16 protein-coding genes and 1 tRNA gene are annotated in these 23,698 nt (G+C 56.0%); 15 read left to right on the forward strand and 2 right to left on the reverse strand.

Annotated elements, in window-relative coordinates; genetic code table 11:
* The first annotated feature begins 103 nt into the window (after positions 1–103).
* Positions 104–952 (forward strand): aldo/keto reductase, encoded by an 849-nt coding sequence (locus tag HOP44_RS10680; RefSeq protein ID WP_172253163.1) that lies wholly within the window; start codon positions 104–106, stop codon positions 950–952.
* Between the two features lie 240 nt (positions 953–1,192).
* On the opposite strand, the gene HOP44_RS10685 is transcribed toward HOP44_RS10680, so the two are convergent.
* Positions 1,193–2,854 (reverse strand): RNA-binding domain-containing protein, encoded by a 1,662-nt coding sequence (locus HOP44_RS10685; RefSeq protein WP_172253165.1) that lies wholly within the window; start codon positions 2,852–2,854, stop codon positions 1,193–1,195.
* Between the two features lie 188 nt (positions 2,855–3,042).
* On the opposite strand from HOP44_RS10685, the gene HOP44_RS10690 reads away from it, so the two are divergent.
* The 6 genes from HOP44_RS10690 to HOP44_RS10715 all read left to right on the forward strand — a co-directional run bounded on the left by HOP44_RS10690 (position 3,043) and on the right by HOP44_RS10715 (position 15,768).
* Positions 3,043–5,487, forward strand: coding sequence for a polyprenyl synthetase family protein (locus HOP44_RS10690; protein WP_172253167.1), 2,445 nt, complete (start codon positions 3,043–3,045; stop codon positions 5,485–5,487).
* 207 nt (positions 5,488–5,694) lie between these two features.
* Complete coding sequence (locus HOP44_RS10695; protein ID WP_172253169.1) at positions 5,695–6,270, forward strand: sigma-70 family RNA polymerase sigma factor; 576 nt, start codon at positions 5,695–5,697, stop codon at positions 6,268–6,270.
* The gene (locus HOP44_RS10700; protein WP_172253171.1) at positions 6,267–7,313 is read left to right on the forward strand and encodes a DUF4179 domain-containing protein; all 1,047 of its coding nucleotides are present in this window, start codon (positions 6,267–6,269) and stop codon (positions 7,311–7,313) included. The genes HOP44_RS10695 and HOP44_RS10700 overlap by 4 nt, the downstream gene beginning before the upstream one ends.
* Positions 7,314–7,593: 280 nt before the next feature.
* Positions 7,594–10,368 (forward strand): glycoside hydrolase family 3 C-terminal domain-containing protein, encoded by a 2,775-nt coding sequence (locus HOP44_RS10705; protein ID WP_172253568.1) that lies wholly within the window; start codon positions 7,594–7,596, stop codon positions 10,366–10,368.
* Positions 10,369–10,788: 420 nt separating this feature from the next.
* Entirely contained in the window at positions 10,789–11,442 is a 654-nt protein-coding gene (locus tag HOP44_RS10710; RefSeq protein ID WP_172253172.1) for a transcriptional regulator, read from the forward strand.
* A gap of 507 nt (positions 11,443–11,949) precedes the next feature.
* Positions 11,950–15,768 (forward strand): alpha-L-arabinofuranosidase C-terminal domain-containing protein, encoded by a 3,819-nt coding sequence (locus HOP44_RS10715; RefSeq protein WP_172253173.1) that lies wholly within the window; start codon positions 11,950–11,952, stop codon positions 15,766–15,768.
* Between the two features lie 127 nt (positions 15,769–15,895).
* Here the strand turns inward: HOP44_RS10715 and HOP44_RS10720 are convergent, their stop codons facing one another.
* Positions 15,896–16,576 (reverse strand): hypothetical protein, encoded by a 681-nt coding sequence (locus HOP44_RS10720; protein ID WP_246369734.1) that lies wholly within the window; start codon positions 16,574–16,576, stop codon positions 15,896–15,898.
* 411 nt (positions 16,577–16,987) lie between these two features.
* On the opposite strand from HOP44_RS10720, the gene HOP44_RS10725 reads away from it, so the two are divergent.
* From HOP44_RS10725 to HOP44_RS10760, 8 genes are all read left to right on the forward strand, one after another.
* On the forward strand, positions 16,988–17,215 hold the full coding sequence (locus HOP44_RS10725) for a DNA-binding protein (protein WP_172196157.1): 228 nt from the start codon (positions 16,988–16,990) through the stop codon (positions 17,213–17,215).
* Positions 17,216–17,315: 100 nt separating this feature from the next.
* Positions 17,316–17,399: transfer RNA gene (locus HOP44_RS10730), tRNA-Leu, on the forward strand.
* Between the two features lie 141 nt (positions 17,400–17,540).
* A complete protein-coding gene (locus tag HOP44_RS10735) occupies positions 17,541–18,527 on the forward strand; it encodes a sigma-70 family RNA polymerase sigma factor (protein ID WP_246369736.1) in 987 nt (328 codons plus the stop codon).
* Between the two features lie 183 nt (positions 18,528–18,710).
* A complete protein-coding gene (locus tag HOP44_RS10740; RefSeq protein WP_172253174.1) occupies positions 18,711–19,277 on the forward strand; it encodes a MarR family winged helix-turn-helix transcriptional regulator in 567 nt (188 codons plus the stop codon).
* 365 nt (positions 19,278–19,642) lie between these two features.
* Complete coding sequence (locus tag HOP44_RS10745) at positions 19,643–21,034, forward strand: MATE family efflux transporter (RefSeq protein ID WP_172253572.1); 1,392 nt, start codon at positions 19,643–19,645, stop codon at positions 21,032–21,034.
* A 150-nt stretch (positions 21,035–21,184) separates the two neighbouring features.
* A complete protein-coding gene (locus HOP44_RS10750; RefSeq protein ID WP_172253175.1) occupies positions 21,185–21,820 on the forward strand; it encodes a pentapeptide repeat-containing protein in 636 nt (211 codons plus the stop codon).
* A gap of 56 nt (positions 21,821–21,876) precedes the next feature.
* A complete protein-coding gene (locus tag HOP44_RS10755) occupies positions 21,877–22,596 on the forward strand; it encodes an HAD family hydrolase (RefSeq protein ID WP_172253176.1) in 720 nt (239 codons plus the stop codon).
* A gap of 89 nt (positions 22,597–22,685) precedes the next feature.
* Positions 22,686–23,528, forward strand: a complete 843-nt coding sequence (locus HOP44_RS10760; protein ID WP_172253177.1) for a VanW family protein — start codon at positions 22,686–22,688, stop codon at positions 23,526–23,528.
* Positions 23,529–23,698 lie beyond the last annotated feature (170 nt).

Genomic DNA, 23,698 nt, shown 5'->3' on the forward strand with positions numbered 1-23,698 from the left:
ATCTTGTTATCATACAAGGCATACGCGGCGCAGGCCAAGAGCCGATTTTGATCGCCGCGCTCGAAAGTGCTATCGTAGAATCATACGAGAGGAGGGCTTTTTCATGTCAACGAATATTCCGGTCATCACCTTGAACGACGGTCTCGATATTCCGGCGATCGGACTCGGCACGTACTCGCTGAACGGATTTTCCGGGGTCGAATCGATCAAGAGCGGTATCGAAGAAGGTTACCGTCTGATCGATTCGGCATTCAACTACGAAAACGAAGGTGCCGTCGGCCGCGCGGTGCGCGAAGCTTCCGTTCCCCGCGAACAGCTGCGGATCTGTTCCAAGCTCCCGGGCCGCCACCACGAATCCGACAAAGCGCTGCGAACGATCGAAGAATCGCTGCTGCGGACCGGCCTCGACTATTTCGACCTGTATATCATCCACTGGCCGAACCCGAAGCAGGGCAAATATGTGGAAGCCTGGCAGGCTCTGATCGAAGCGCGCAAGCGCGGTTACGTCCGTTCGATCGGCGTGAGCAACTTCCTGCCGGAGCATCTCGACCGCATCGTCGCCGAGACGGGCGCCGCGCCGAGTCTCAATCAGGTGGAGCTGCACCCGTACTTCGACCAGGCGGTTCAGCGCGAAGCGAACGCCAAGTACGGCATCGTCACCGAATCGTGGAGCCCTCTTGGCCGAGGCAAAGGCGAAGGCGTACTGGAAGACAGCGGCGTCCAAGCGATCGCGGCCGCCCACGGCAAAACGCCGACCCAGGTCATCCTCCGCTGGCATACCCAGCTCGGTGCCGTGCCGATTCCCAAAGCCGGTTCGCGCGAACACCAACGGGAAAATCTCGACCTTTTCGATTTCAAGCTGACGAATGAGCAGATGAAGACGATCTCGGCGTTCAGCAAGGATAACAAGCGATTGTGGGATCAGGACCCGGCGGAGTACGAGGAGTTTTAATTTTTAGATGGAATGAAAAAGCCACCGCTTCAAGCCGGGCAACAGCTCGATTTGAAACGGTGGCTTCTATTTCGATTGCTCAGAACGGAGTCTTACTTAAATGTTCACTAAAAGTGAATTTAATTTAGAGAATAAGTGAATCGCAAACCCTATAACCATGCGTGTTCAAGAGTTTGATTCACTAAAGATTCACTTAAAGATTCACTTAAAGTACTACTTAATCAAAGGCAAATCCTTTATTTAAGTTAAAGTCCATTTTGATTTTCGCTTATTCCCTCGGTTGGCAATCGAACGATCTTTTTTGGACATTTCGTAGAGAAGATTATCTATTTTTTTTCTTCGTTGCTCTTCGTTTAACATGTCTGAAAGTTTGTCCATGAGTAGGTCGTCGATCTCTTTGCGACTTGCGGATTCATATCGATTAAGGAACGAGATAACGATGTTTTTGTAATACTCTTTGTCGAAGGCTCTATTTTTAATGTAAGTTGTTTTATCCCCCGTGATCTCCGCAATTTGAGCTGATAAATGCAAGTTTGGTTGCCTGCCTTCGATAAGCTTTTTTGTGCGTAATTGTTTGGCTTCGTCGTTGGAGAGCTTCTCGCGTTTTTGAACTTTATCGAGAAGCATAACCGTATCCAAATCGAGATCCGTATGATTAATTAACAAGCGCGTATAATTTTCATCTAGAATTTTTCCTGAGATTCGAACTTCGACCTTGTCGGGAGAGTTTAGATTGTAATCCGGCATAGGGAAAAAGCGGTTTTTTTGAGTGATGAACATTTTTTTAATGCCTGAACCTATGGTATCGATCATATTTAGGTTCACCATAGCCTCGGCTAAAAAGCGGTTGCGATAAAATTCTTGCGGAGCGTCATGATGAATGGCCGCTTTGATGCTTCGGGGAAGAAAGGACCCTAAGTTAGTGAATATCAACTGATCGGGTGTTTCGACCAAATTAATCCGACCGGCAAGTTGGTAGTCTTGATGCGCGATACAGTTATGCAAAGCTTCTCGGATCACATACGGGTCGTACTGATTGATTTCGATCGGGAATAAACTATTATCTGCAATATATCGATACTTTAAATTCCTCACTTTTGAGAAGGCATTTTCTGTATTCAAAATCAACGGAGGTCCGAAGTGTTCGTAGTCTTGTTCGATACCATCCTTATCTCTAAGAATCCAAGATATTTTTCCAACGGCCGGACTTAACAAGTATTCGGCTTCCGATTTGCCCAGAAGCAGAATTGCTGCATGGGTGATTTGGTTTTTAATCGTGATTTTTGCTTTGTTCAAAAAAGTGAAATCGTCCCACGTATCCATTTCTATTTTTAAGCGAGGATGTTTGTTGGAAAATTCGATTCTCGCTTTGGATATTGCAGTCGGATCAAGATCGTCCATTGAAGCATTAGGAATAATTTCGGCGGACCAATCGCTCAATGTGCTTTGCGCACGGATTTTGTCATATTTGTCGGTTGATAGAGCTGCTATGGATTCATGATTTCTTCCATAGTAATGGCCTTTCCACGATATTGGTATTCCTTTTGGTGCTGGAGGGATTTGAAATAATACGATTCTTTTGTTATCGATATAAAGCTCGTGAATTTCTTGAAAAGTTATCCCTTTCGTAAACTCGGCTACTTCTTGTTTTAAACTATCCAGTGCTTCGGGTTTGTTTCTAAAATCGCTACCCACAACGCTTAAATTTTTATCTTCCACGCCGAATATGAGCCAACCACTCGCTTTTCCGCGCAAATTGGCTTCATTACCGAGCGCAGAAAAATAAGTTCCTAATTTATTGAAATCATAATTTGTTTTAGCTTCTTTAAATTCGACCCATTCTGTTTCTTTAGAAAGTTCGAGAAGATTCTGAAATTCAATTAGCAAGCTTTTCTCATTCATGCGCAACCTTCTTTCTTGGCGATAACTAGGGCGTGTTTGAAAAATCAACTGAGTTTTCAAACATGTCCTAAATTCAGTTTACAAAATAATAGTCGCATATACCAAACAACTTCCGTAACCCATCCCCTCTTCCCTCCGTATAACCCCTAACGATTCTTCACACGACACAAAACCTAAGGGGAATGACCATGAGTTTGACATCCATCAATATAAACCCGGCCGGACCGAACGAGGCGCAGGAAGTGACGGGAATTCGGGCCGAAGAAGCTTATCGAAGGGCAGAGCTGCGGGCGGAACAATATCTGGAGCAGCTGACGGAGCGGGTGCGAAGCGGAAAGTATGCGGCCGAGCTGACGGAAGATTTTCAGGTGTGGAAAAAGAGCCATATCCGCCCGTGGCCGGCGCGTCTGTTCGGCAGCCGCAGCAGTGCGCAGCCTCAGGATTACAACCGGTATATCCAGTGGATGGATGCCGCCGGCAAGCTGAACGACTATCTCGCGCGCAGCGTGTCGTACCTGTATATGCGCGATCTGGGCCGTGCGCTGGACGACCCCGATACGCAGAGCCGTATCCACCGGACGGCGGCAGGCCTCAAACGTTCGCTGCTCAGCGGCGGAGATCCGCAGGAAGGCATGCCGACAGACGGGTTCGATACGGCTGCGCTGTACCGGTGGGGCCAGCAGGAGCAGATCGAGGACACCGTGATCTGGATGATCGCCAAGATGAAGCGCGTATCCGAGAATATTCCGGAAGGCATGGACGCGGAGCAGGCCCAGCGCAAACTGCTGAAGATTATCGCCGGCGTCGTGCTGCATGCGCGGGAAGAAATGGACGCGCAGACGCCTCAGGAAGAACGTTCCCGCCGTATGGACGAAGCGGTACGGCTGGGATACTCGTACGGACTGACCTACCCGTTCGTCGACGATCTGCTCGACTCGAAGCTGCTGACGGACGAGGAGAAAAAGCGCTACTCCGATCTGATCCGCAGCGCCCTGCTGAGCGGCACGGTCCCGGTATGGGACGAATGGAGCGGCGCGTTCGAGAGCGGCCATGCGGAGAACTTCGCGCTGATCCGCTATATCCACAGCGAGCTGGGAGAAGCGTTCGAATACATCAAAGGCCGGCAGTCCGGAGAAGGAGGCAGCGTCTTTTTCGAGCAGGCCTACGTCTTTTTCGAATCGCAGGATGTCGACCGGAACAAAAGTCTGGCTGACGGCACCTACACGGCGAGCCAGCTTTACGTACCGGTCATCCTCAAATCTTCCGGCTCCCGCCTGATCGCGCGTTCGGTAGGGCAGGGCGGCGGGGACGGCGGATTCGAGCGGAGGACTTTTTACTACGGAATCTATAACCAGCTGGCCGACGACTTCGCGGACCTGTTCGACGATCTGGAAACGGGGGCGGTCACGCCGTATACGTATTATTGGAAGCATCGCGGCGAACGGCCCGATCTGCAGAGCCCGTTCGAGATGTACTGGGCCGTGATCGCCTACCTGATCCGCGAGGTGTACGGCAGCGACGCCAACACGAGGGAAGTGCTGCTGGACCGGGCGATCAACGGCCTGAAGAGAGCGCGCCAGCGTCTCGGGATTCCCCGCTACGAAGAGCTGATGGAGGTGCTGACTCCCGGCATGCCCGCTCTGAACGCGGTCATCCAGAAGATGGTGCGCCAAGCGGAAGACGTCGAGTTCTTCGACAAGCTGCTGCGCGACCGGATGCTGACCGAGATGAAGAAAGACCGCGCGGACCGGGAACGTTTCCGGTCGCTGCTGGACGAGGTGCGGGCGCAGATCGAAGCAGCGCTTCCGATCTCGCCCGTCTCGAACGTGCCGGCGGTCGGCGATTCGCTCATCGACGCGGCCAACTACAGCCTGGCAGGCTCCGGCAAAAGACTGCGGCCGATCCTGGCGCATCTGGTGGCGACGGAAGGCTACGGTCTGGATGGGGATCGGGTGCGCCCGCTGCTCAAATCGCTGGAGTACCTGCATACCGCGTCGCTGATCTTCGACGATCTGCCTTCGCAGGACGACGCGGACCTCCGGCGCGGCCGGCAGACGCTGCATACGCGCTACGACGGGGCGACCGCCGAGCTGTCCGGACTGCTGCTGATCCAGCAGGGCGTGCGCGAGCAGTCGCGTCTGCAGGGGTTCAAGCCGGAGACGGTGCTGGAACTGATGCATTATTCGGCGCACAAAGCGGAAGAGCTGTGCATGGGACAGGCGCTCGATCTGAAATCCCGGGGGCAGAAGCTGACGCTTGAGCGGCTGAACGAGATTTGTTTTTACAAGACGGGGGTCGCGTTCGAAGCATGCCTCATCATGCCGGCGATGCTGGCGAATGCGCCGCAGGAACAGCTTAAACGGCTGGAAACGTTCGCTTACCACGCCGGCATCGCGTTCCAGATCCGGGACGATCTGCTCGACGCCGAAGGCGAAGCGCTGCAGCTCGGCAAGCCTGCGGGGCAGGACGAAGCCAACGGCAGTTCGACGTTCGTAACCGTGCTCGGTGTTGACGGGGCGAAGCGGGAAATGTGGAATCACTACTGCGAAGCGTCGGACGCGGTGCGGGAACTGCCGGAGCCATTGCGGTTCCTGAAGCATCTGCTGGATTATTTGGTGCAGCGGGAACGGTAAGGGTACAGGAAGACGGGGTTTGAAATATTTAGCCAAAAGAGCCGTTCGGTCCGTGGACCAAACGGCTCTTTTCGTTTCGAAAAAGGATTCCCGCATGCCATTTTTCTTGTTTGGCTGATAGAATCCCCGAATCTGCTTCGTAGTATACAATGTCGGAAGTTAACCGCTGCCTAATCGGGACTTACGGACGGAAGGAGGAACGCTCGGATGAAGGAAGACACAGAGCATCGGCATGAACAAGAAAAAGATATCGTCAGGCGCATTCGGGAGCAGGATGAACAGGCGCTGCGCGATCTGATCGATCTGCACGGCGGATTGCTGACGGCGATCGTCAACCGTTACTTGTCCGGCAGCCGGCAGGATCGCGAGGAATGCCTCGACGACGTGCTGCTGGCGATCTGGAATCATATCGAATCGTTCGATACGGAGCGAAATTCGCTGCGGCAGTGGACGGCGGCGATAGCCAAATACAGAGCAATCGATTACCGGCGCAGGGGGTTGAAAGAACGTGAGCGCCACAGCGATGGAGAATTGGATATAGAGCGGCTGCGAAGCACGGATGACGAAGGGTTAAGAGCGAGATCGGACGTGGAGGATGTTCTGGAGCAGCTGCCGGAAGACGAACGGAGACTGTTTGAGCGTTATTATCTGGAAGGCGTTCCGGCGAAGGAAATCGCGGAAGGGCTGGATGTGCGGGAATCGTGGATTCACAATAAATTGTCACGGGGCAGGCAGAAATTGAAGCGGATCTGGACTGCGCGAAACGAGGTGCATGGGGAATGAGCATTTACGACGAATTGAATGGAATCAAACTGGACTTGGCGGAGTACGACGAAGAGCCTTTGGCGGAAGAAGAGCGGAAAAAATGGGCGGAGCGCGCAGTTCGAAAGTTGAACGGTTACGGGCAAGGGGGAATCCGGAGAAGGCGGCAAAAAAGAGCGGCGAAATGGATCGCTGCGGCCGCAGCAGCTGCAGCGGTACTTGCCGGCGTGACGTTTCCCGCCGGACAGGCGGCGTTGGCCCGATTCCCATTCGTAGCCGGGCTGCTGGAGAGCTTTGCGGGTTACGGGCAAGAGGTCGATTATTCGGCGTACAAAACGCAGATCGGCGAGACGACGGAGAATGCGTTCGGCAAACTGACGCTGAACGAGATCATTGTCGACACGGACCGGGTGCTCATTACCTCAACGTTGGAACCGTCCAAGGAAATGAATGTAGAGAAGGATGATGTGATATGGCTGGATGCAACCGTAACCGTGAATGGACGAAGCGATCTGCAGGCGTCCGGAGGCAGCGGCTCGGGATCGGACGGAGAAGACGGAACGTATACGACCTATCAGAACATTCCGCTCAGCGAGATTCCAGGCGGGGAGAAGCTGAACATTAAGATACAATACGATAGGATCTCATGGTGGAATCAGGAAGATAAACCGACAACGCCGCCGGAACCTTGGACGTTCGATATCCAAACGTCGCGCTCCGCACTTTTGGCAAAAACCGACGTTATTGAGCTGAATCGTACGGTCGATCTGATCAACGGCGAACAGATCGTCATTGAAAAAGTGATATCGAGTCCGGTCTCTACGTTGGTGTATTACGAAAGGACGAAACCGAAGAAGAGCGGTTCAAAGCTGTATATGTACGGATTCCGAATGATTTCGGATACAGGTGAAGAAGTGCAGCAGGGAGAAGGGGAATGGAGCATCGCTGAAGGCGGCTATGCCCGTTACGCAGCGGTTGATCTGACGCAGGGAGATTATTCGCTTATTCCCTATGACGGAACGAAAGGGCAGGATTTGGGGGAAGCCGTTCCGATCCGGGAATGAAACATTTTTGCGTCGGCCGGGCCGTCTGCATTTCGCCTATAAAATTTTGTTTCGACGTTTTCGAAACTTCTGAATCGGCAGCCGCGGCGCTGCCGATTTTTGCTTGGCCCATGAAGATTTTCTCCTCGCAAATCTTTGCTTCTTTGCCTGGAATTCTTTATAGTGGAGGAAGATGCGCGGCGTATTTCCGGCATTTACGAAATGGTTTTCGGAAAGCGTGATCATACGTGCACGGGCAGTATTCACACAGAATCGGGAGGGAAAGCTTTTGAATAAAGTAATGGGTGCAGGACCTCTGAAAGGCTTTGCGGAATTCAGCAGAACGGTAGCCGCGCAGGGTGCCGTGTTGATTCAAAACGAAGGACAGGCGCTGCCGATTCGCGAAAGCGAGAACGTGGCAATTTTTGGACGGGTGCAGCTTAACTACTACCGCAGCGGTACGGGATCGGGCGGCAGCGTGCATGTGTCGCATACGACGAACCTGCTGGACGGACTGCGCAGCAAACCTTCGGTTGCGGTAAACGAAGAGTTGACAGCCGTATACACGAAATGGATCGAAGAAAATCCGTTCGACAACGGCGGAGGCGGCTGGGCGGCGGAACCTTGGCATCAAAAAGAAATGCCGCTGACGGACGAGCTGGTCGCGAACGCGCGCACGCAGTCGTCCAAAGCGATCGTGGTTATCGGCCGGACGGCCGGCGAAGACCAGGATAACGCCGATGCGCCGGGCAGCTACCGCCTGACGCCGGAAGAGTTGGATATGCTGGCGAAGGTTACCAACCATTTCGAGCAGACGATCGTGGTGCTGAACGTATCGAATATCGTGGATATGAGCTGGGTCAAAGAATCCTCCCATAAGCATCCGATCGCGGCGGTTATCTACGCGTGGCACGGCGGCATGGAAGGCGGCAATGCGATTGCGGACGTGCTGTCCGGCGAGGTGACGCCAAGCGGCAAATTGACCGATACTATCGCTTACTCGATCGACGATTATCCGTCCACAAGCAATTACGGCAGCGAGTTCAAGAGCGTGTACGAGGAAGATGTCTACGTCGGATACCGGTATTTCGAAACGTTTCGACCGGAAAAAGTGCAGTACGAATTCGGTTTCGGCCTGTCGTACACCACTTTTAGCCAGGCACCGGAAGAAGCCAAGACGCTGCAAAAAGACGGCGCGGAATGGATCGAAGTCGGCGTAACCGTGACGAACACGGGCGATACGTTCGAAGGCAAGGAAGTGGTGCAGGTCTACGTGGAAGCGCCTCAGGGCAGACTCGGCCAGCCGTACAAAAAGCTCGTGGCTTTCGGCAAAACGAAATCGCTCCAACCGGGCGAGTCGCAGCGTATCACGATCGGATTCCCGGTCGAGAAACTGGCTTCCTACGACGATGCGGGCGTAACCGGACATGCGCATGCTTACGTACTCGAAGAAGGCACGTACCTGCTGCATGTCGGATCGAGCGTCAAGCAGACGACCATTGTACAGGTGGACGGTTCCGGCGGCTATATCGTCAATGAACTGCGCGTCCTGGCCCAGCTCGAAGAAGCAATGGCGCCGGTGGAAGCCTTCAACCGCATCAAGCCGGGCGCACGCCGGGAAGACGGTGCGTATGAACTAGGCAGCGAGAGCGTACCGACGCGCAGCGTCGACCTGGCGCAGCGGATCCAGAACCGGATGCCGAAATCGCTGGCGGAGACCGGAGACAAAGGCATCAAACTGCAGCACGTCAAAGCCGGCCAGGCTTCCCTGGACGACTTCGTGGCGCAGCTCAGCAACGACGAACTGGCGACACTCGTACGCGGCGAAGGCATGAGCAGCCCGCTCGCGACGCCGGGTACGGCTTCCGTATTCGGCGGAGTCAGCGACGCGCTGCTCGGCTACGGCATTCCGGTCGCCTGCACGGCGGACGGCCCTTCGGGCATCCGCATGGACAGCGGCCAACAGGCGACCCAGGTATCGATCGGCACGCTGCTCGCGGCGACCTGGGACAAGGACCTGGTCGAAGAGCTGTACGTGCTCGAAGGACAGGAGTTGGTGCTCAACGAAGTGGATACGCTGCTCGGACCGGGTCTCAACATCCGCCGCAGCCCGCTGAACGGACGCAACTTCGAGTACTTCTCCGAAGATCCGATCGTCTCGGGCGAATTCGCGGCGGCCTGCGTACGCGGGATTGCCAAAGGCGGTTCGAACGCAACGCTCAAGCACTTTGCCTGCAATAACCAGGAACAGTACCGCAGCAAAGTGAACGCGGTCGTATCCGAACGCGCCCTGCGCGAGATTTACCTCAAAGGCTTCGAAATCGCGGTCCGCGAAGGCGGAGCGAAATCGATCATGACTTCGTACAATCCGATCAACGGCCATTGGGCGGCGTCGAATTACGACCTCAACACGACGATCCTGCGCGGCGAGTGGGGCTTTGAAGGGATCGTCATGACCGACTGGTGGGCGATCATGAACGATTCGGTCAACGGCGGCGAAGCGGATCGCAAAAATACCAACTTCATGGTTCGCGCGCAAAACGATCTGTACATGGTCGTGATGAACTATGGCGCCGAGACCAACATCTGGGGCGACAACACGATCGAATCGCTGGAGAACGGCACGCTTACCCGCGGCGAACTTCAGCGCAGCGCCAAAAACATCTGCCAGTTCATCATGGACGCGCCGGTGTTTGCAAGAGAACGCAAAACGGAAGAATCGTTCGAGAAATTCGAAGCGGCAGGCGTAATCCAACTGGACAGCGCGCAGGCGTTGTCCGGCCAGGGAGAGATCCAGCCGTCCGTTGATTCGCCGGTCTATATCAAGGTTGAACAGCCGGGCGTATACCGCGTAGCCGTCAATGTCATGTCGCCGGAGCCGGAACTTTCGCAGAGTGCCTGCAACCTGCTGCTGAACGGCAAGATCATGACGACCGTTCAGATGAACGGCACCCAGGGCCGCTGGCTCAAGCAGCGCCTCGTGTCGATCGAGCTGGAAAAAGGCACGTACAAGCTGGAAGTCGAATTCACGAAACCGGGCCTGCAGCTGGGTACGGTGGAGTTTAGAGCGATCTAATCGATAAAAGGCAGCAGCCAAAAGAGCATTCGTCCTCTGGGGGAGGATGCTCTTTTTGACGTGCTGCGGGCTGTATGCGCATGCGGCAAATAAGCCTTCGGCGTGGTGGCATACGCGAAGGCTTCCGCGTCTCGCCGCGAACCGTAGAGTCCGGCCGGTCTCGATGGCGGAGCCGATCCCGGCCGGACCGGAAAGTCCCTGCGCGCCGCCGCTTTGCCGCGGCTGGCCCAGACCCGGCCGACGGCGCCGGTCTCGGTCAGAAATCGTTTGGCAGCCTGAGATTGGGACTTGTATCCCGGCGGACTTTTTTCTAAACTTGGTCTTATCACGGATGCGAAGCACGCGCCGCTTGAATCCCTCGGGGTTGAAGCGGCTTTTTGGCGTGTACACGGATCTGCAGCAAAGGAGGAAAACACCGAAATGACCGTATTCGGAACCGAATATAGGAACTGGATCGACAGACAGATTGCGGCGGAACAGAATCCGAGAAGAAGGGAGCGGCTTGAAGCGGGATTGGGACATGGGAGTGCCGAGTTTCTGCGTTTGATCTGGCTGCCGGTATTCAAAAATTTTGAGGATCTCTATGCCGAATTCGAAGTGCGCGATCTGAACGGCGGTTACCGGTATATCGATCTCGCTTACCGCCCGGGCGGCGCAAAAGGTGCGATCGAAATCCAGGGTTACGGTCCGCATGCCCGGGATTTGGATGTTCGGCGCTTTAAGGATCTGTGTTGGAGGCACAGCCTGCTCGCTTTGGACGATTGGACGCTGCTGCCTATCGCCTATCCGTCGATTGTGGAAGAACCTGAGCGCTGCAGGCAGCTCGTGCTTGCTTTTGCCGGGAAATTCGCCGCTGCGGCTTCCGAACCGTCTTTATCCTGGCTGGAAGCGGAAATGCTGCGCTTTGCTCGCGTTACGTTGGATCCTTTTACAGCGGTTCATCTGGCGGAACATCTTCGGATCAGCAGTCAGCATGCCAGACGTCTTCTGCATGCGGCCGTCCAAAACGGGCGTCTGGTTGTGGCGAGCGGGGAGAAACGGTACCGAACCTATAGGCTGCCGGATTGGAAGTGAGCGGTTAAGCGGTGCACACGAAGCAAAACTGAAACTAACAACCCTAAAATCAACTCATTCAGTGCCAAAAGGGCGATATCGGAAACCGAAACCGATCACACGCCCTTTTTTTGCCGTCTAACGAATCCTCACAGCGCTATTCCCCGAAAAAAGGGCAATATGAAAATCTAACGAATCGTCATAACGTTATAGGAGCAAAATTGTGCCTAATCGGAGGAATTGCGGCAAATAGCGTTACCACGATTCGTTAAAACTCACACGGCGGCTGTTTTGACGAAATAGCGTTATGAGGATTCGTTAGCCGCATCATTTGTGGAATCTTGGAATCTTGGAATCTTGGAATCTTGGAATCTTGGAGTCTTGGAGTCTTGAAGTCAGCCGATTTACTTTTTCCTCTTGAACTTGTACGTACAACACGTTATGATTAATCAAAGGATTATATGCACACAATTGATTAACTATTATATTAACTTAATTAAGAAATCCATTAACGATAGGAGAATGTTCATGACCTCTTTCCATGATCGACTCATCGCCTTATACAAATTCGACGAGGCTTCGGCAGTGGGACGCGATCACTCCGGACTCAAGCGCGATGCGAAGCCTGCCGGAAGCGTGAAGCCTGTTATTTCGGAAGTTGCCGGCCGCTCGGCGGTTACGTTTGTCGGCGGACGAAACGGCACTTCGTACTTGGAACTGCCGTCCGATCTGCTGCAAGATGTAAGCGATCACACCGGGATTACGGTGACGGCCTGGGTGCGTTTTGACGCGGGAACAAGCGTATGGGAACGCATCTGCGACTTCGGCAAAAGCGAAGGTGCGCCGTCGCTGTTCCTGACCCGCGCCATGCGCGCCACGCTGTCGGCCGGCGGCGATCTGGTCGCCGATCCGGGACGGGGCTTCGTGCGCGGCGAATGGATGCACGTCGCCATGAGCGTCATCGGCACGCAAAGCGGGACGATGAGCAGTGCCGGACCGATCGTGTACGTGAACGGCGAAGCGGCCGCGGACGGCTCGATCAGCCAGACGTCAAGCGGCAACTACGCGCAGCTGCGCCGCTGGTTCGAGACATTCGCCGGCGAAGACAACTATACCCGCAGCTATATCGGGCGCTCGCAGTTTGCGGCCGACGACGATTTTGCGGGCTCGATCTCCGATTTCCGCGTCTATGCGGCAGGCTTGACGGCCGACGAAGTGATCGAGGTCATGTGCGAATCGCTGACGGACGAAGAGATTGTTCGCCTGGCGGCAGACAAGTACCTGTCGTTCCCGACAAGCATTTTGACAAGCGATGTGAATCTTCCGGTCTCGCTGATGGGCGGCAAAGTCGAGGTAAGCTGGACTTCGAGTCTTCCCCAAGTCGTATCGAATGAAGGCAAAGTCTGGCCGCGGGGCAGCGGGGAACCGCAGGCCGCGACGCTGACCGCCGCGCTTGAGGTGGGCGGCAGCACGGTGCGGCGCAGCTTCGACGTATCCATACTGCCGCCCGAGCTGCCTCCTTACACCGTCACCGTGCACGGCGGAGGCCGGGTCGAAGGTGTCGTCGATGTCAGCGAAGTGATGTACGGGCTCTTTTACGAAGACATCAACAATGCGGCGGACGGCGGAATTTACGCGGAAATGGTGCAGAACCGTTCGTTCGAGGCGTTCGAATTCGACACGTACTCGCACGCTTCCGGGGAATGCGGCTGTTCGACCGGGCGCAACCGTCAGCCGCTGCTGTGGTGGTACGGCGATCTCGACAAGATGACGCCGCAAACGGCGGACACGCTCGGACAATTCCTCGGCTCTCCCGACCCTGATGTGAACAGTTATTATGTGACCGTAGCGGACGGTGCGACGATCTATAACCGCGGCTTCAACGATACGAACGGCGGGTATGCGATGAAGATCCGTCAGGGTGCGAAGTACGATTTTACCGTCTGGGCCAAAGCCGAGCAGGACAGCCATATCACGCTCCAGCTGCAGGATCCGGGCGGTGAAGCGGCGAGCGAAGTGGTGACGTTCAAGGTCGAAGGAGGAGGCACCTGGCAAAAATACGGCGTTCCGTATCCGGCGGACGGCAGCGTGCTGTCTTCTCTTGTGCTCACCGGCTCCCAAGATGTTCTCGGGCAGCTCGCGCTGACTTTTGAAGGGGAGGTGTCGATCGAATTGGTGTCGCTTGTCCCTCGCGGCGTATGGGGGGCGGAGGAAGAGAACGGCTCGCCTTCGGCGCGAGGCAACTACCTCGGCAATCCGAACTACCGGCTGCGCCGCGATCTGGTCGAAGCGCTGGCCGGCATGCATCCGACCTTCCTGCGTTTCCCGGGCGGCTGCATTTCGGAAGGTTCGTTTATCTGGGATAACGTCTACGATTGGAAAGACTCCGTCGATACGATCGAGCTGCGCAAAGAAAACTTCAACGTCTGGGGCTACATGATGACGATGGGCCTTGGCTACATGGAGTATTTCCAATTGGCCGAAGACCTGAACGCGACGCCGCTGCCGGTTATGGCGTGCGGGGTTCTGTGCCAGGCCCGTTCCGATTACGCCCACCCGGCGGGCGGCGAACTGCGCGATTATTATATCCGGAACTTTACGGATCTGATCGACTTTGCGATCGGCACCGATTTCGAGCATAACGAATGGGCAGCGATGCGCCGCAAGATGGGGCACGAAGCGCCGTTCGATCTGCGTTATCTGGGAGTCGGCAACGAGAACTGGGGCACGGAATTCTTCGCCAACTTCGAAGTGTTCAAGACCCGGATCGACGAGTATATGGAGCGGCATTACCCCGGTCACGAGCTGCATATCATCTCCACGGTGGGCGCGCAGGCGGACGACGATGCGTATCAGCAGGGCTGGAAGTTCCTGAGCGGCGGACTGGAAGGTTCGGCCGAAGTGGAATTTGCGGATCGGGACAAGGTAATCACGGAAAACGTAAGCTGGTACGCCAAGCAGCCCAACTATATGGATACGATTGCGGACGAGCATTATTACCGGTCGAACGAATATCTGCTGAACAATGCGGATCGCTACAACTATTATTTCCGGGCGTACAACGAAGACGGCAGTATGAATTGGCGCGAAACGTCCAAAGTGTTCGTCGGCGAATACGCGTCTACGGACAAGAATACGCTGGCGGGCGCGGTAGCGGAAGCTGCGGTGATGACCGGGTTCGAAAATAATGCCGATGTCGTGCGTCTGGCCGCTTACGCGCCGCTGTTCAACAAAGTGCTGACCGACGGCACGTACCGCTGGACGCCGGACTGCATCTGGTTCGACGACGAGACGGTCTGGTTCACGCCGAACTATTATGTGCAGCAGATGTATGCCAAGTATCTGGGCGACCAAGTGCTGCCGACGTCGTTCTCGACGTACCGCGGCGGCAAACCGGTCGAGCTGATTCCACGCGGCGGAATCGAGATCGCGGCCGGCCAAGCGGAAGTGACGGTAAGAAGCGTTAAGGTCACATCGAACCGGGGCGGAGAAGTCCTGCTGGAGACGGACTTTGCCGCACTTGCGGCCGCCGGCGGCGGAGGGCTGGATCCGCTGTGGCAGCGTATTCCGGGTTCGGCCGGTTATACGCTGGAAGAAGGGCGGGGCCTGGTGCTCAAGCCGCAAAGCGGCGGTCTGAACGGTCTCTATGTATACGGCGACAGTTGGAGCGATTACAAGGTCGAAGTCGAAGCGTCCAAAGCGGCCGGTGAAGACGGCTTCTATATCGGCGTCGGTCTGACCGATATTTCCCCGGACAAAAAAGACGTACTGGAATACGCGATCGGCTACGGCGGATCGGCGACCGGCGTGAAGGTGTACAAGCAGGGCGTGGAAGGCTATACGCTTGGCGACTACTCCTCGAGTACGGCAGCGGGCAATCTTCGCGCAGCCAACCATGAGCCGCTGGAAGACGGACGCGAGTATACGATTACTGTCGATTTCGGCGGTGCAGGCGGCCGTAACCTGGTCTGCTCTTACGCGGACCGGGCCAACGGCTGGATCAGCAAAGTGCTCGATTACAAGCTGGAAGCGTACAACCGCGAAGTTTTCCATTCGGTTACGGCAGACGGCAAACATGTCTATATCAAGCTGGTCAATGCCGATGCCGTGGACAAAAACACGCGCTTGAACCTGGAAGATCTCAACGTCTCGGCAGAGGCAAAGCGTATCACGCTCTCCGGCGACGCTTCGCTGCTGCATGTGCCGAACGTGAACAAGAAAAATGCGGAGCAGGTGGTGCCGGCCGAGAGCGGCTTTACGCTCGAAGACGGCGCATCGGGCCGCACGGCGGTGCTGAAGCTGCCGGCCCATTCCGTAAGCGTGGTCGTGCTGGAGCGGATCGGATAAGCGGATTATCCGATCGACTGTACGGCCGCTTCGCCGGACCCCGACACCGGACGTCCGGCGGCCTTGGCATTCCGGGACCCTCAGCTGCGGATCGCACCGGCCGCTTCGCCCGGCCGAAGCCGCGCTTTCAGCGTTTTCGTCTGCGAATCCGCCGAACCCGATTCACTCCCAGTCTGCCGCTGCCGCGCTTCAAAGTCCGCAGCGCTCTCGCTTTGCGTTCCCTTTTTTGCCGCCGGATCGGATGGGTCTCTTCGTGCTTCCGGATTTCTTCTATCTCCTGCATATACCGTTCTTCTACCTCGCTTGTCGAGGGCAGGAACGGTTCAGGATTGTAATCCGTCCGGCGTCCGTAGCGCAGCATTTCGTAGATGATCATGCCGTTATTGGGTTTGCCGTTGGTTGTTTTCATAGGAATAATATCGAACAGCGCGTAATAAAAAGCATAAAAAACAAGGCGGTCCCAAAACGTCCGCTGCCACCGGATCACATCGTTCGCGAGCAGGGTATTCAGCGTGAACGCGAGAGCGAGGTTGACCAGAATAGGTCCGGCGTACAGACAGACGTAAGCCGCCCGGTTCTCATGCTTGATCTCGTCGTACGAAAACCAGCTGTACAGATGGTAATAACGGCGGACATCCAGAATTCCCAGTTTGAACAGCCGGGGACCCGAGCCCAGGGTGATCCGCGGATTGCGCACGCCGAAGACGAAGCTGCCGAGCAGATAACCGGATTCGCGCAGAAAAACGACGACGGGCAGAATGATGAACGCCGAGATGATCAGGGATACCAGATCCGTCAAGCCAAACATGATATTCGCTCCTTGCGGCAGGGAAGCAGACTGCGAAACGGCTTGCGCCGCGCCTGCATCCCTGCCTTATTGGGTCTTGGATAATAAGGGACATTCCCTGTACAGTACCCGCACCGGGCCTATTCGAATACCGCCTGCACGAAAGGACGGGAGTTTGGCGCGTTACCCGATTGAATCCGCAGATCCCGGAATACGGCAACGTAAAGGGGATCTTGTTTGTTGGTTAGATCGGGGTAAGCTTCCAGGGCGATCTGCCCGTTCTTCCTGCCTTTTCTTTGTCTGCATAGGCGGGCTTGGGCCATGCATTCCGCGGCTTTCGCCGGAATTTGTCCCAGTAAAACGTTAAAGTATGATATAATAAAAGGATTCACGACAAAACATTCACATTTTTTATAAATAGGAGGTCGATCCATGAGTACATTTCAGGATTGGAATTTAAAAGTAAAAAAGACTTTTAACGCGACGAGCAACGAAGAGGTACTGACCGTTACGGAAGCGGGCTGTTTGCTCGGTTTGACGAAAGATCAAATGAAAGTCTATGTGGATAAAAACAAGCTGACTAAAGTTCCGATCATGCGCAGCACGCACCGGTATCTGGTTCTGCAAAAAGAAATCGACGATATTCTGAAAACCCTCTAGCATTCGATTTCAAAAAAGTTCAAAAAAATGCTTGCCATCTTCAAGAAATGATGCTATATTATTTCTTGTGCTCGCGAGGTAATCGTGTTCATCAAGATATGCGGTCGTGGCGGAATTGGCAGACGCGCACGGTTCAGGTCCGTGTGGGTTAACACCCGTGGAGGTTCGAGTCCTCTCGACCGCATCCTTTATTTGAAACCAAGGCCCGGATTTCTGATTTTAATCAGAGGTTCGGGTCTTTTTTCGTCTGCCGTCCCCGCCGTCACAAAACGGCGCGGTGAACGGTCTACTGGAGTAGACGGGAAGACAGGGGAGGAACAGGAACTTGAATACGGCAAAAAATGGGCTGCAGGGGCAGGAAGCGGAGTGGGCCGGTGCGGATCTGGAAGAACTGTACGTCAAATACCGAAAATATGCTTTTGCGATCGCTTACCGGATGCTGGGTTCTGCCGAAAGCGCCGAAGATGCGGTGCAGGACTGTTTCGCCGAACTGCACCGGAGAAAACCGCAGGAGATTGTCCGGATGAAAGCCTATATCGCCCGCATGGTGACCAACACCTGCTTGAATATGCTGAACTCCGCCCGAAGCCGCCGCGAGACGTATGTCGGCGAGTGGCTGCCGGAGCCGGTCGGCGATTCCGTTTTTGGGCCCGAAGAAATGGCGGAGCAGCGGGAACTGCTCAGCTACGCCTATCTGGTGCTGCTCGAGCGGCTGACGCCGGGCGAGCGGGCGGTGTTCGTGCTGCGCGAAGCGTTCCAGTACGATTACGCGGCTATCGCGGAGATGACGGGCCGCAGCGAAGCCGGCTGCCGGCAGATTTACAGCCGCTTCAAGCGTTCGCTGCAGGCGGAGCCGGCCGCGAGCGGAGCTTCGCCGCCAGGGGGCGGCGAAGCGAACGTGCGCGCGGACGGGCAGGCCGGCGGGGCACGCGCCGGCCTGCTGCGGCGGTTCACCGCCGCGTTTGCCGCCTACGACGTCGGCGGCATGCTGGAGCTGCTCGCCGAGCAGCCGGTGTTTACCGCCGACGGCGGCGGGCGCGAAGTGCGCACGGTCGTGCGGCCGATGGTCGGCCGCAAGGGCGTTCTGGCGCTGCTGACGTCGCGGAAGATCTATGCGCAGCTCCGCGAGTGGGAGGCGGCGCCCGAGCGGGTCAACGGCGAGCTGCAGCTCGTATTCCGCAGCGGAGGCCGGGTGAAGGCCGTGCTGTGCCTGCAGCTTGAGCCTGGCGAAGACGACCGGCCGCTTATACGCAATCTGTACCTGATTCTGGCCGAAGAGAAGCTCGGCCGGATCGACCGGGCGTCATCATAAGCCTGCTGCTGTTGAACCGGCCCCGTTCTCCCCAGCCGGAAACGGGCTGCCTGCGTGTCGGTCATGCCGAACAGAAAGGCGACAGTTAGGGTCCCGACGGTTATACTGGATTTAAAGTTGGGGTCTAACTGTCCATGATCTTAATGTTCGAAAAGCGAACGAAACGCGAAGGAGCAATCCATAATGGCGGACAAAGACGAGAACGAGAAGAAAAACAAGAAGACCAAAAACGCCAAAAAAGCAAAAAAGGCGGAGAGACTGGAGAATGCCGCCAAAACGGCGGCTGCGGAAGGTTCTGACGGAGCGGAGCGGGGAGCCGACAGGAAATCCGCGGATACCGCGCTTTATGCGGACCGTTTTCGCGAGATCGAAGCGCATCTCAAGGCCTCCGCGGACAGCCGGCTGGCCGAATGGGAATTAAATGTCCAGCAGGCGCAGGCGCTCGGTTATATCCATACGTTTCAGGAAGACGGCATTATCCAGAACGATCTGGCGAAACAGTTCGGCCGAACCGGTGCAAGCATCAGCAGCATGCTCCAGGGCCTGGAGAAGAAAGGCTTTGTCCGACGGGTGATTCCGGAAGGCAACGAGCGTCAGAAGAAAGTCTACGTGACGGAGAAGGCGGAACCACTGATCCCGGAGATCAACAGGCTTTTCGCGGAATTGGAGCAGCGGATTACCGCCGGGCTGACTTCCAAAGAAAGAGATCTTCTGGATGCGCTGCTGGAGAAAGTGAAGTCGAATCTGTAGAATCGGCAGAGAAGCGCAGCGGCTCGTTTTGCAGCCGTTTGACGTTTCGGAAGCGGGCAGAACAGCCGATCGGACACGGTTTTTCCTTTTGCGCAGCGCCCGTCCGCCCTGCCTTGTCCTTTCCGGGGAATCATGTTATATTGGCAGACGTGGCGGAACTGACACAGGGCCCCAAACGGCTTGAACCAAGCCGATTTCCGCATGCGGCGCGCTTTGCGCCAAGCCGCGCCGAACGATTACGATAGTCAGCCACGCCCTCCGGCCCCCGCGGCCGAGCAGGGCGTTTTTTTGTTTTGGATCAAGAATTTCAAAGTCGCAAATCCGGAATTTGAGTAGTGAAAATTCGTGAAAAAGAAGGGTTGGAGATGACAGACAGCGGCATACGAACAGGGTGGAGCACCAGGCTCCTGGACAAATATCTCTCGGGGAGATCGATCGACTACAGGCAGATCATCGGATTGTTCGTCCCTTTGCTCGTTGACCAGATTTTTATCGTCGGGCTGAATATGGTGAACACGGCGATGATCAGTTCGGCGGGCGTGGACGCAGTCAGTGCGGTCAATATGGTCGATTCGCTGAATATCTTCCTGCTGAGCATCTTTGTGGCGGTCGCCACGGGCGGTACGGTGGTCGTCGCGCAGTACAAAGGCAGCAATAATCCGATCATGGTATCCAAGGCGACCGCCGGATCGGCTTCGGCCGTCTCGCTGCTGGCCCTGCTGATCGGGATCTTCATGATCGCGTTCCACAATCCGCTGCTGAACGTGCTGTTCGGCTCGGCGGAACCGGCGGTGATGGAGCTGGCCCGCACGTACATGATCGGCAGCGGATTGTCGTATGTGGGACTGGCTTTCGTCGAAGCGGTCTGCGGCGCCCTGCGCGGCATCGGCCGTTCCCGGGCGTCGCTCGCTCTGTCGCTGGTCATGAACCTGCCGTATGTCGGGCTCAACCTGCTGTTTATCAACGTGCTGGATATGGGCGTGCTGGGCATGTCACTGTCGGTCAACATTTCGCGCTATCTGGCGGCAGCCTGCGCGGTGTATTACCTGATCAAGGTCGATGCGGAACTGCGGCTGCAGATTCGGGACTTTTTCCATGTCGGGCTCGATATGTTCAAAAAAGTGTTCGGGATCGGCATGCCGTTCGCGGCGGAGCAGATGTTCTTCAACGGCGGCAAGATCCTGACCCAGATCTTTATTGTCAGTATGGGCACGTACGCGATCGCAACCAACGCGATCAGCGGCGCGCTGGCCGGCGCCATGCAGATTCCGGCCAATGCGCTGTCGCTGACGCTGATCACGGTCGTCGGTCAGTGCATGGGCCGCCGGGATGTGAAGGACGCCAAAAAGCTGACGAAATCGTTCGTCGTGCTGGGCTCCTTTTTCTACGTGCTGATGGGCTTGATTATTCTGCCATTGTTCCATCCCCTCATCAGCATATTCAATCCGCCGGCGGAGATCGTGGACGACATCTTCCTTATCGTGCTGATCAATACGATCGCGCAGATTCCGCTGTGGTCGATCAGCTTCATGATCCCTTCGGCGCTGCGCGCGGCGGGAGATGCCAAATTCACTTCGCTTGTCTCCATGCTCTCGATGTGGCTGTTCCGCGTCGTGCTCGGCTACATTCTCGGTATCGTGCTGGGAATGGGAATCCTCGGCGTATGGCTTGCGATGAATGCGGAATGGGCGATTCGGGGCGCTGTGTTCATCTGGCGTTTCGCCGGACGGAAATGGTATCGGCATAAGCTGATTTAGTCCGGAATAGGGGTTGCCTTCGAATAGAAATTGAAAAAGAACCGCGCGGCAGCGGACCTGCAGACGTCCTGACGCGCGGTTCTTTTCGTCCAATTATGATACAATCGGGCAATCGAACGAAATCGAAAGCGTACGGAAGGAGAGAGGCCCATGACGAACAAAATAACGGCGCCCCGTCTTCGGGAGGAACGGCTGGAGCAAGAAACGGACGTCTACGTGGAGTCCCGGGTCGAAATCGCGGATCGATTGATCGAACAGGCGCAGTGGACAGGCCTCGATGCCGATCGCGCTTCGTTCGACCGCGTGGTGTTCCGGCAGGTGACGGTCTCGGAATCCGCGCTGCGGGAAACGGAATTCACGGACGTTCTGTTCGACCGGTGCGATTTTTCGAACGTGAATTTTGCGGATATTTTTCTCAACCGGGCGGAATTTCGCGGCTGCAGGCTGGTCGGAAGCGACTTCGGCGGCGGGCGGATGCAGCATGTCGTTTTGACGGACTGTATTGCGGATTACGCCAATTTCCGTCTGGTCAAATTCAAGTCCGTCCGCTTCGAAGACTGCTCCCTGATCGGCAGCGACTATTACGCGGCGGCGGTGCAGCAGTTCGAATGGGCAAGGTGCAAGATGGATCAGGCCAACCTGTCCGAGGTCAAGCTGAGCGGAACCGATCTGAGCAGCTGTACATTCGATTCCCTGATCGTGAACCCGGAAGATCTGGCGGGGTGTACTATCGCTTCTTCCCAGGCTTCGGTGTTTGTCGGACTGCTGGGATTGATTCTGGAATAAAACACAGCCAAAATGCAGGACTCAAAAACGAATACGTCGCGGGTGGAGGAACCTTCATGTCCCATTTTATTTTCGATATCGACGATACGATTTACGACCAGATTATTCCTTTCAAAAAGGCATTCGACCGGAACTTTGCCCGTTATGCGCACCTGTCGCTGGATGACCTGTATCGGTATAACCGGCATTTCAGCGATGAAGTGTTTGAACAGACCGTGCGCGGGGAGATGACGCTCGAAGACATGCACGCTTACCGGATCACGGAAGCTTTTCGCGTGCTGGAGATCCGTATTTCAAGGGAAGAAGCGCTTCGATTCCAGCAGGATTATGCCGCGGCGCAGGGTGAACTCGAGCCGACGCCGGACATGCGGGAAGCTCTGGACTACTGCCTCGCCAAGGGACTGAAGTTCGGGGTCATTACCAACGGCCCGGCGGAGCATCAGCGGAAAAAGGTCAAGCAGCTCGGCATTTACGATTGGCTCAAGCCCCAAGAGGTCTTCGTCTCCGGCGAACTTGGCTTCATGAAGCCGGATCCGCGGATCTTCCGCCATGTGGAGGAGAAGCTGGGTCTCGACCGCAGGCGGACATATTACATCGGCGATTCGTATGCCAACGATATCGTCGGAGCCAAAGGCGCCGGATGGCAAGCGATCTGGATCGACCGCCGCGGACATACGCTGCCGGAAGACGGCGCACAGCCGGATATTACGCTTGGCGCACACGACTCGGTCGCGGAGACGATCCGGTGGATCTGCGAAGGGGAGTCGGCCAACTAAAAGTCGTTTTGCGCGTTTATGCAGGTAATAATCCGGCGGCTGTCCGATGATGCGACTGTTTGGCGGCCGATCCGACGAGGAGGATTCCCATGCCGATCCCGACCCGCAACATTCCCGTTTCCCTCAAACCTGTTCCGCGTTCCCGTCTGCGCCTGGCGGCAGGCCGCACGTACTACATCGGCCGCCGTTACGCGGCCTGGCTGCTCGGCGGCCAAAAGTACGCGTCGCACCGGCAGACCGAGCCGCTTGCGCACCGAATATTCGGGCACGGGACAATCCTGATGCGCCGTCTGCGCGATGTGGACATGCAGCTTCAGGTGAACAAAGTGACCAATCTGCGGATCGCGGCCAAACGGCTCGACGGAATCGTGATCCGGCCGGGCGAGACTTTTTCATACTGGAAAACGATCGGACGACCGAGCCGGCGTAAAGGCTATGCGGACGGGATGGTGCTGCATTACGGGGGATTCAAGTCCGGTACCGGAGGCGGGCTGTGCCAGATGTCCAATCTCATCTACTGGATGACGCTACATACGCCGCTTGAGGTGAGAGAACGGCACCGGCACAGCTACGATGTGTTTCCAGACTCCAATCGGACCCAGCCGTTCGGCAGCGGAGCGACCTGCTCCTACAATTATCTCGATCTGCAAATTTTCAATCCGACCGAGCACGATTATCAGCTTCGCGTCTCCGTCGGCGAGGAGCGGCTGCTCGGCGAATGGCGCTGCGTCTCTCCGGCGATCCATACGTACGAAATCTACGAGGAAGATCACCGGATGACGCAGGAGTACTGGGGCGGCTATGTGCGGGAGAATGTGATCCGCCGCCGCATGATGGCGCCCGGTGGGAAAGTCGTGGACGACCGCGAGATTACGCGCAACCGCGCGCTGATGATGTACACGCCTTTTCTGCCGCCCGGAGCGGAAGAGTGAGCGCTGCCGTTCGGTTTTGCAAGATTTGAGCTTGCTTTCCCGCTTAAAAAGGATTAAGTTAGATGTGATTATTCGATCGACATTCGCGAAGCACGCGGACGTATCTCTTCTTTGCAGAAGAGCGGCGTCCGCTTTTTTGTGTTTTCTCGGAAGATCGCCGCAACATATCA

It is taken from the genome of Saccharibacillus deserti (assembly GCF_013618475.1).
Lineage (GTDB): Bacteria > Bacillota > Bacilli > Paenibacillales > Paenibacillaceae > Saccharibacillus > Saccharibacillus deserti.